General features: G+C 61.1%; 6 protein-coding genes. All 6 read left to right on the top strand.

Going from position 1 to position 6,911, the window contains the following annotated elements:
• The first annotated feature begins 166 nt into the window (after window positions 1-166).
• The 6 genes from PMI37_RS19660 to trpE all read left to right on the top strand — a co-directional run bounded on the left by PMI37_RS19660 (window position 167) and on the right by trpE (window position 6,744).
• On the top strand, window positions 167-1,414 hold the full coding sequence (locus tag PMI37_RS19660; protein ID WP_008084125.1) for an ABC transporter permease: 1,248 nt from the start codon (window positions 167-169) through the stop codon (window positions 1,412-1,414).
• Window positions 1,415-1,426: 12 nt separating this feature from the next.
• Window positions 1,427-2,251, top strand: coding sequence for an ABC transporter permease (locus tag PMI37_RS19655; protein ID WP_008084123.1), 825 nt, complete (start codon window positions 1,427-1,429; stop codon window positions 2,249-2,251).
• Between the two features lie 226 nt (window positions 2,252-2,477).
• Complete coding sequence (locus tag PMI37_RS19650; protein WP_008084118.1) at window positions 2,478-3,626, top strand: iron-containing alcohol dehydrogenase; 1,149 nt, start codon at window positions 2,478-2,480, stop codon at window positions 3,624-3,626.
• Between the two features lie 79 nt (window positions 3,627-3,705).
• Window positions 3,706-4,380 (top strand): ribulose-phosphate 3-epimerase, encoded by a 675-nt coding sequence (gene rpe / locus PMI37_RS19645; RefSeq protein ID WP_007918813.1) that lies wholly within the window; start codon window positions 3,706-3,708, stop codon window positions 4,378-4,380.
• Complete coding sequence (locus tag PMI37_RS19640; protein ID WP_008084113.1) at window positions 4,377-5,195, top strand: phosphoglycolate phosphatase; 819 nt, start codon at window positions 4,377-4,379, stop codon at window positions 5,193-5,195. The genes rpe and PMI37_RS19640 overlap by 4 nt, the downstream gene beginning before the upstream one ends.
• 70 nt (window positions 5,196-5,265) lie before the next feature.
• Entirely contained in the window at window positions 5,266-6,744 is a 1,479-nt protein-coding gene (gene trpE, locus PMI37_RS19635; protein WP_008084111.1) for an anthranilate synthase component I, read from the top strand.
• Window positions 6,745-6,911: the final 167 nt, after the last annotated feature.

Here is a 6,911-nt window from a genome sequence, read left to right as displayed (position 1 = left end):
TGATCGTTCCCACGCTCTGCGTGGGAATGCCGCCCGGGACGCTCCGCGTCCCTGTGACGCAGAGCGTCACTGGATGCGTGCCCACGCAGAGCGTGGGAACGATCAGTAGCTAAAGTTCGAGGTGGTTCGCCGCCTCTGTAACGATCAAAGATTTGCGGAGTACGTCATGGCCATCGCCGTTCCCCTGAACGAGGGCAACAGCCCCACCTTGAAGCAGAAGCTCAAGCGCGCCGAGCGGGTCAACCGCTGGAAGGCTCAAGCGCTGATTGCGCCGTTGGTGCTGTTTCTGTTGCTGGTGTTTCTGGTGCCGATCGTGGCGCTGCTCTACAAAAGCGTCGGCAACCCGGAAGTGGTCGGCGGCATGCCGCGCACCGTGGCGGCCATCGCCAGTTGGGACGGCCGCGGCCTGCCCGCTGAACCGGTCTACAAAGCCGCCGGCGAAGACCTCGCCGAAGCACGTAAAAACCAGACGCTGGGCGATCTGTCCAAGCGCTTGAATATGGAATTGGCCGGCTATCGCAGCCTGCTGACCAAAACCGCCCGGGCGCTGCCCTTCGCCAGCGAACCGGCCTCTTATAAAGAAGCGCTGGAAGCACTCGACGAACGTTGGGGCGACCCGGCCTACTGGCAAGCGGTCAAACGCAACACCAGCAGCATCACACCGTACTACTTGCTGGCGTCCGTCGACCACCGCATCGACGACCTCGGCGAAATCGCCCCGGCCACCCCGGATCAGGCGATCTACCTCGACATCTTCGCCCGCACGTTCTGGATGGGCCTGGTCATCACCGTGATCTGCCTGCTGCTCGCCTATCCACTGGCCTACCTGCTGGCGAACCTGCCATCGCGGCAGAGCAACCTGCTGATGATTCTGGTGCTGCTGCCGTTCTGGACTTCGATTCTGGTGCGCGTCGCCGCATGGATCGTGCTGCTGCAATCGGGCGGGCTGATCAACAGCGGCCTGATGGCCATGGGCATCATCGATAAACCGCTGGAATTGGTGTTCAACCGCACCGGTGTGTACATCTCGATGGTGCACATCCTGCTGCCGTTCATGATCCTGCCGATCTACAGCGTGATGAAAGGCATCTCGCCGACCTACATGCGCGCGGCGATTTCCCTCGGCTGCCACCCGTTCGCCAGTTTCTGGCGGGTGTACTTCCCGCAAACCTACGCCGGTGTCGGCGCCGGGTGCCTGTTGGTGTTCATTCTCGCCATCGGTTACTACATCACCCCGGCGCTGCTCGGCAGCCCGAACGATCAAATGGTCAGCTACTTCGTCGCCTTCTACACCAACACCAGCATCAACTGGGGCATGGCCACCGCACTCGGCGGGTTGTTGCTGCTGGCGACCGTGGTGCTTTATCTGATTTACAGCTGGCTGGTGGGCGCCAGTCGCCTGCGTCTGAGCTAAGGGGAATTCGAGATGCTGAGTCCTTACATGTCGCCCATTGAACGGGTGTGGTTCTACAGCCTGCGGATTCTCTGCGGCCTGATTCTGTTGTTCCTGATTCTGCCGGTGCTGGTGATCATTCCACTGTCGTTCAACTCGGGAAGTTTTCTGGTCTATCCGCTGCAGGGTTTCTCGCTGCAGTGGTACCACGACTTCTTCGCCTCGGCGGAATGGATGCGCGCACTGAAGAACAGCATCATCGTCGCCCCGGCGGCGACGGTGCTGGCGATGATCTTTGGCACGCTGGCGGCGATTGGCCTGACTCGCGGTGACTTCCCTGGCAAAGCGCTGGTGATGGCGCTGGTGATTTCGCCGATGGTGGTGCCGGTGGTGATCATTGGTGTGGCGAGTTACCTGTTCTTCGCGCCGTTGGGGTTGGGCAACAGCTTCTTCTCGCTGATCGTCGTGCATGCGGTGCTGGGCGTGCCGTTTGTGATCATCACGGTGTCGGCGACCTTGCAGGGGTTTAATCACAACCTGGTGCGTGCCGCCGCGAGTCTCGGTGCATCGCCACTGACCGCGTTCCGTCGCGTGACCTTACCGTTGATTGCGCCGGGAGTGATCTCCGGGGCGTTGTTTGCCTTCGCGACGTCGTTTGACGAGGTGGTGGTGACGTTGTTTCTGGCAGGTCCCGAGCAGGCGACGTTGCCTCGGCAGATGTTCAGCGGGATTCGCGAAAACCTCAGTCCGACGATTGCCGCTGCGGCGACCTTGCTGATTGCCTTCTCGGTCATCCTGCTGCTGACCCTGGAATGGCTACGCGGCCGCAGCGAAAAACTGCGCACCGCCCAGGTCTGACGCTGATCGTTCCCACGCTCTGCGTGGGAATGCCTCTCGGGACGCTCCGCGTTCCCGCTCGAGGATGGGACGCAGAGCGTCCCCGGCTGTATTCCCACGCAGAGCGTGGGAACAATCAGGGAGTACCGTCCTCGCGACTGGGTCATTCATGGAGTGAATAGCAGACAACCCCAAATCCCCAGCTAATCTTGTGCCCAGCTCCCATATCTATAAGAGGCTGCGCACGATGAGTCTGTCCCAGTTCAAAATCGCTCACAAACTGATCACCGGCGCCGCCGCCATCGAGCAACTGGCCGCTGAACTCACGCGCCTCGACATCGACAACCCGCTGATTGTCACCGATGCCGCGCTGGTCAAATCCGGCACCGTCGAGCTGGCGCTATGCCAATTGGGCGGGCGCGAGTACGAGATTTTCGACCGCGTGCTGCCAGACCCGGAAATCGCCATCGTTGAAGACTGTATGCGCGTTTACCGTGAGGGCGGGCATGACGGCCTGATCGGCCTCGGTGGCGGCAGTGCCATCGACATCGCCAAAAGCGTCGCCGCGTATGCCGGTTACCACGGTGCGCTGGAAGATCTGTTCGGCGTCGACCAGGTGCCGCGCAAAGGCCCGCCGCTGATCGCCATTCCGACCACCGCCGGCACCGGTTCAGAAGTGACCAACGTCGCCATCCTTTCGGACAAGGTCGCGCAACTGAAGAAAGGCATCGTCAGCGACTATCTATTACCGGACGTCGCGCTGGTCAGCCCGCAAATGACCCTGACCTGCCCACGCAGCGTCACCGCCGCCAGTGGCGTCGACGCGCTGGTACACGCCATCGAATCCTATCTGTCGGTGAATGCCTCACCGATCACCGACGCGCTGGCCATCGGCGCAATCAAACTTATCGCCAAAGCCTTGCCCAAGGCATACGCCAACGGCGCCAACCTGCAAGCGCGCGAAGACATGGCCACTGCCAGCCTGATGGCCGGCATGGCGTTCGGCAATGCCGGGGTCGGTGCGGTGCATGCGCTGGCGTATCCGCTGGGCGGGCGTTTCAACATCGCCCACGGGGTGAGCAATGCCTTGCTGCTGCCGTATGTCATGACCTGGAACAAGATGGCTTGCGTCGAGCGCATGCAGGATATTGCCGAAGCCATGGGGGTGAAGACCGCTCATCTGAGTGCAGCCGAGGCGGCGGATAAAGCCGTGCAGGCGATGACCGATTTGTGCGCGGCGGTGGAAATTCCTGCCGGGCTGCGCAGTTTCGGTGTGCCGGAAGAAGCGATCCCGGCCATGGCGGTGGAAGCCGCGGGGATCGAGCGCCTGATGCGCAATAACCCGCGCAAACTCAGCGCCGTCGATATCGAGAAGATTTACCGAGCGGCGTACTGATCATCGCGGTCACGGTGCGCGCAGCAATGCATGAGGCTACAATGCGCGCCATCGTGATTTAGCTCAGAAAAGGTGCGTCATGCAGCCCTTCGTAATTGCTCCGTCGATTCTCTCCGCCGACTTCGCCCGCCTCGGCGAGGAAGTCGACAACGTTCTCGCCGCTGGCGCCGACTTTGTCCACTTCGACGTCATGGACAACCACTACGTACCCAACCTGACCATCGGCCCGATGGTCTGCGCGGCGTTGCGCAAGTACGGCGTCACCGCGCCGATCGACGCGCACCTGATGGTCAGCCCGGTGGATCGTATCGTCGGCGACTTCATCGAAGCCGGCGCGACCTACATCACCTTCCACCCGGAAGCCACGCTGCACGTTGATCGCTCGCTGCAACTGATCCGTGAAGGCGGCTGCAAATCCGGCCTGGTGTTCAACCCGGCGACCCCGCTGGACGTGCTCAAGTACGTGATCGACAAGGTCGACATGGTCTTGCTGATGAGCGTCAACCCAGGCTTCGGCGGGCAGAAATTCATTCCCGGCACCCTCGACAAACTGCGCGAAGCGCGGGCGATCATCGATGCTTCGGGCCGTGACATCCGTCTGGAAATCGACGGCGGCGTCAACGTCAACAACATCCGTGAAATCGCTGCCGCTGGCGCTGACACCTTTGTCGCGGGCTCGGCAATCTTCAATGCGCCGAACTACCAGGAAGTCATCGACAAGATGCGTTCCGAACTGGCACTGGCGCGCCCATGAGCGGATTTGAGCAGATGTTCCCGGGAAAACTGCCTCGGCTGGTGATGTTCGATCTGGATGGCACGCTGATCGACTCGGTTCCAGACCTGGCAGCGGCGGTGGACACCATGCTGCTCTCCCTCGGCCGCCAGCCTGCCGGCATCGAAGCGGTGCGCGAGTGGGTTGGCAACGGCGCGCCGGTTCTGGTGCGCCGTGCTTTGGCCGGTGGCATCGACCATTCGGCGGTGGATGACGTCGAGGCCGAACATGCGCTGGAAGTATTCATGGAGGCTTACGGCGCCAGCCATGAGCTGACCGTGGTCTATCCCGGCGTGCGCGACACGCTCAAGTGGCTGCAAAAGCAAGGCGTGGCCATGGCGCTGATCACCAACAAGCCGGAGCGCTTCGTCGCGCCGCTGCTGGATCAGATGAAAATCGGCCGCTACTTCAAGTGGATCATCGGCGGCGATACCTTGCCGCAGAAAAAGCCTGATCCGGCGGCGCTGTTTTTCGTGATGAAAATGGCCAACATCCCGGCCTCGCAGTCGTTGTTCGTCGGCGACTCGCGCAGCGACGTGCTGGCGGCGAAAGCGGCGGGGGTCAAATGCGTGGCGCTGAGTTACGGCTACAACCATGGCCGACCGATTGCCGAAGAATCGCCGGCGCTGGTGATCGACGATCTGCGCAAGCTAATTCCCGGTTGCCTCGGTTCGGCCGCTGAGATAACGTTGCCCGACGCTTCTCAATCCCATTCTGGAAACGCCATCGTGGTGGTCACTCGCAAACTCTGGATGAAAGTCATCAAGGCCCTGGCCCGCTGGCGTTGGCGCGCCTGACTTTTTTCTGGCCGGTCTGCCGGCGCGTTTGCATACCTGACTGATAGCACCTCACACCACGAGGCACCTTATGATCCGCGAAGAATTCCTGCGCTTGGCCGCTGACGGCTACAACCGCATTCCGTTGGCCTGCGAAACCCTGGCCGACTTCGACACGCCGCTGTCGATCTACCTGAAACTGGCCGACCAGCCCAATTCCTACCTGCTCGAATCGGTGCAGGGTGGCGAGAAATGGGGCCGTTACTCGATCATCGGTCTGCCATGCCGCACGGTCATGCGTGTTCATGATCATCACGTCAGCATCACTGTTGACGGCGTCGAGACCGAAAGCCACGACGTTGAAGACCCACTGGCCTTTGTCGAATCCTTCAAGGCGCGTTACAACGTGCCGACCATTGCAGGCCTGCCGCGCTTCAACGGTGGTCTGGTGGGTTACTTCGGTTACGACTGCGTGCGTTATGTCGAGAAGCGCTTGGGCAAGTGCCCTAACCCGGATCCATTGGGTGTGCCGGATATTTTGCTGATGGTGTCCGACGCCGTTGTGGTGTTCGACAACCTCGCCGGCAAGATGCACGCGATCGTTCTCGCCGACCCTGCGCAGGCCGATGCTTTCGAACAAGGTCAGGCACGTTTGCAGGAATTGCTGGAGCAACTGCGCCAGCCGATCACCCCGCGCCGTGGCCTGGATTTCAGCAAGCAGCAATCGGCTGATCCAGTATTCCGTTCCAGTTTTACTCAGGACGATTACGAAAAAGCCGTCGACACCATCAAGGAATACATCCTCGCCGGTGACTGCATGCAGGTCGTGCCGTCGCAGCGCATGTCGATCGACTTCAACGCTGCACCGATTGATCTGTACCGCGCGCTGCGTTGCTTCAACCCGACGCCGTACATGTACTTCTTCAACTTCGGCGACTTCCACGTCGTCGGCAGTTCGCCGGAAGTGCTGGTGCGCGTCGAAGACAATTTGATTACCGTGCGCCCGATCGCCGGCACACGCCCACGTGGCGCGACCGAAGAAGCCGATCTGGCGCTGGAAGAAGACCTGCTGTCGGACGACAAAGAGATCGCCGAGCATTTGATGCTGATCGATTTGGGCCGTAATGATACGGGGCGTGTTTCGGAGATTGGTTCGGTGAAGCTCACCGAGAAAATGGTCATCGAGCGTTATTCCAACGTGATGCACATCGTTTCCAACGTCACCGGCCAGTTGAAAGAAGGCCTGACGGCGATGGACGCACTGCGGGCGATTCTGCCGGCGGGCACGTTGTCTGGCGCACCGAAGATTCGTGCGATGGAAATCATCGACGAGCTGGAGCCGGTCAAGCGTGGTGTGTATGGCGGTGCGGTCGGTTACTTCGCCTGGAACGGCAACATGGACACCGCGATTGCCATCCGCACCGCAGTGATCAAGAACGGCGAACTGCACGTGCAGGCCGGTGGCGGCATCGTCGCCGACTCGGTGCCGGCCCTGGAATGGGAAGAAACCCTGAACAAACGCCGCGCCATGTTCCGCGCCGTGGCCCTGGCCGAACAAACCCCGGACTGATTTCCGATCCCCTGCGGGAGAGGACATGTGTGGGATGGGGATTTATCTGTGGTGTGGGATTCATTGTGGCGAGGGGATTTATCCCCGCTCGGCTGCGCAGCAGTCGTGAAACCATCGCACGCGGTTTACCTGATACACCGCGGTGATTGGTTTCGGGGCCGCTTCGC

Origin of the sequence: Pseudomonas sp. GM80, from assembly GCF_000282515.1 — a bacterium.
GTDB lineage: Bacteria > Pseudomonadota > Gammaproteobacteria > Pseudomonadales > Pseudomonadaceae > Aquipseudomonas.
This window is presented reverse-complemented; position numbering and strand designations above follow the sequence as displayed.